Genomic DNA, 2,545 nt, shown 5'->3' with positions numbered 1-2,545 from the left:
CAGGCCTGCCACGCGGCGGGCGTGCTCGGCGCGCCGAAGTTCGGCAGCAAGGAAGACTGGGCGCCGCGCCTGAAGGACTCGATGGATACGGTCTACAACTACGCGCTGCACGGCAAGGGCGCGATGCCGCCGAAGGGCGGGTCGAACGCGTCGGACGCCGACGTGAAGGCCGCTGTCGACTACATGGTCAACGCGTCGAAATAACGCCGGCCCGGCCGTCCAGTAAAAAACCCCCGCGACGCATACGCATCGCGGGGGTTTTGTTTTGTCGGCGCTCCGCCGGAACGCGCCACATCACTTCTGCAGCAACGCCTTCAGGCTCGCAAGCCGGTCCTTCGGCGACATCGGCGCCTCCTCCGGCGTGGGCGGCGGCGCCTCGTCGAGCCCCATCTCCGGGATGAAGCGCGACGGTTCGCACACGACCGTCTCGCGCGCCCGCTTGCGCTTCTTGCACCAGTTCAGGTGCAGGCTGCGCTGCGCGCGCGTGATCGCCACGTACATCAGCCGGCGCTCCTCCTCGATCCGCTCGTTGTCGATCGGGCCGTCGTCCTCGGAGCCGCCGCGGTGCGGCATGATGCCTTCCTCGACGCCGACCAGGAACACGTGCGGATACTCGAGCCCCTTCGACGCATGGACGGTCGACAGCCGCACGGCGTCCGGGTCCTCGTCCTTGCCCTCGAGCATCGACATCAGCGCGACGGTCTGGATCAGGCCGAGCAGGTTCTTGCCCGTATCGGCGAGCCCGTCCGCGTTGTGGAAGCCTTCCGCCTCGCCGTCGACGGCCTCCTTCTCGGGCTTGGTGCCCTTGCGCTTCAGCCATTCGAGGAATTCGAGCACGTTCTGCCACTTCGACTGCGCCTGCCGTTCGTCGAACGCGTCGTACAGGTACGCCTCGTAGTGGATCGCCTCCATCATGTCGTCGAGCACGGCGGTGGCAGGATCCTTGTCCGCGCGCTCGGTCAGGCGCTGGATGAAGTCGCAGAACATCCGCAGCGGCTCGACCTGGCGAGCGGACAGCCGCGCCTCGATCCCGCCCATGTACACGGCCTCGAACAGCGACACCTTCGCCTGGCCCGCGAACGAGCCGAGCGCTTCGAGCGTCGTGTTGCCGATCCCTCGGCGCGGCGTGGTGACCGCGCGGATGAACGCGGGATCGTCGTCGGCGTTCGCGATCAGCCGCAGGTACGCGCACAGGTCCTTGATCTCGGCCTTGTCGAAGAACGACTGGCCGCCGGACAGCACGTACGGGATCCGCTCGCGCCGCAGCACCTGCTCGAAGATCCGCGCCTGGAAGTTGCCGCGATACAGGATCGCGTAGTCGCGGAACTGCGCACGCCGCTCGAACTTGTGCGCGGACAGCCGGAACACGACCGATTCGGCTTCATGCTCTTCGTCGTTGCACGGCGTGACGGTGATCGAATCGCCCATCCCGTGCTCGGACCACAGCTTCTTCTCGAACAGTTTCGGGTTGTTCGCGATCACGTTGTTCGCGGCGGTCAGGATGCGCACCGTCGACCGGTAGTTCTGCTCGAGCTTGACCAGGTGCAGCTTCGGGAAATCCTTGCCGAGCTGCGCGAGGTTCTCGAGCGTCGCGCCGCGCCAGCCGTAGATCGCCTGGTCGTCGTCACCCACCGCCGTGAACGCCGCGCGCGGGCCGGCGAGCAGCTTCAGCAGCTCGTACTGGCACGCATTGGTGTCCTGGTACTCGTCGATCAGCAGGTAGCGCAGCTTGTTCTGCCAGCGGTCGCGCACCTGCTCGTTCTTCGCGAACAGCTCGGCGGGCAGGCGGATCAGGTCGTCGAAGTCGACCGCCTGGTACGCATGCAGCGTCGCGACGTAGTTGCGGTAGACCAGCGCGGCCTGGTGCTCGTCCTCGTTGGCCGCGATCGTCATCGCCTCGTCGGGCATGATCAGGCCGTTCTTCCACAGCGAGATGGTGCTCTGGATCTTGCGGATCAGGCCCTTGTCGGTCGTGCCGATCTGCTCCTGGATCATCCCGAAGCAGTCGTCCGAATCCATGATCGAGAACTGCGGCTTCAGGCCGACGTGCTCGGCCTCCTGGCGCAGGATCTGCACGCCCAGCGAGTGGAACGTGCAGACGGTGAGCTGGTTGACGGGCACCTTGCGGCCTTCCTTGCCGGGCGTGGTGAGCGTCTTGCCCTCGAGCAGCTTCGACACGCGCTCGCGCATTTCGGCGGCCGCCTTGTTCGTGAACGTGACGGCGGCGATGTGGCGCGGCTCGAAGCCTTTCGCCTCGATCAGGTGCGCGATCTTCTGCGTGATCACGCGGGTCTTGCCGCTGCCCGCGCCGGCGAGCACGAGACAGGGACCGTCGAGGTAGCGCACCGCTTCGTTCTGGGCGGGATTCAGGCCTGCGGACATGATGGCGGATGGTGTTGCGGTTGACGGCGGAACGCCGGGAGGATGCCGTGCGCGGCGGGCTGGCGAAGCAGGCGGACACGCGGGCAGGACGCGCATGTTAACACGCCGGCGGCGCGCTTTTCGGGAGCGCCGCCGGACGGGGCTGCGCGGGCCGACCGGCCGG

Annotated in this window: 2 protein-coding genes; one reads left to right on the top strand and one right to left on the bottom strand. The window is 67.1% G+C overall.

Going from position 1 to position 2,545, the window contains the following annotated elements; genetic code table 11:
• Positions 1–204: c-type cytochrome (locus G3N99_RS38485; protein ID WP_206125004.1), on the top strand; the 204-nt coding region annotated here is incomplete at its 5' end.
• Between the two features lie 90 nt (positions 205–294).
• Here G3N99_RS38485 and G3N99_RS38480 read toward each other — a convergent pair.
• Positions 295–2,382 carry a UvrD-helicase domain-containing protein gene (locus G3N99_RS38480; protein ID WP_174940151.1) on the bottom strand — a complete coding sequence of 696 codons (2,088 nt, stop codon included), beginning with the start codon at positions 2,380–2,382 and terminating at the stop codon, positions 295–297.
• Positions 2,383–2,545: the final 163 nt, after the last annotated feature.

Source organism: Burkholderia sp. Ac-20392 (assembly GCF_017104585.1).
Classification (GTDB): Bacteria; Pseudomonadota; Gammaproteobacteria; order Burkholderiales; family Burkholderiaceae; genus Burkholderia; species Burkholderia lata.
This window is presented reverse-complemented; position numbering and strand designations above follow the sequence as displayed.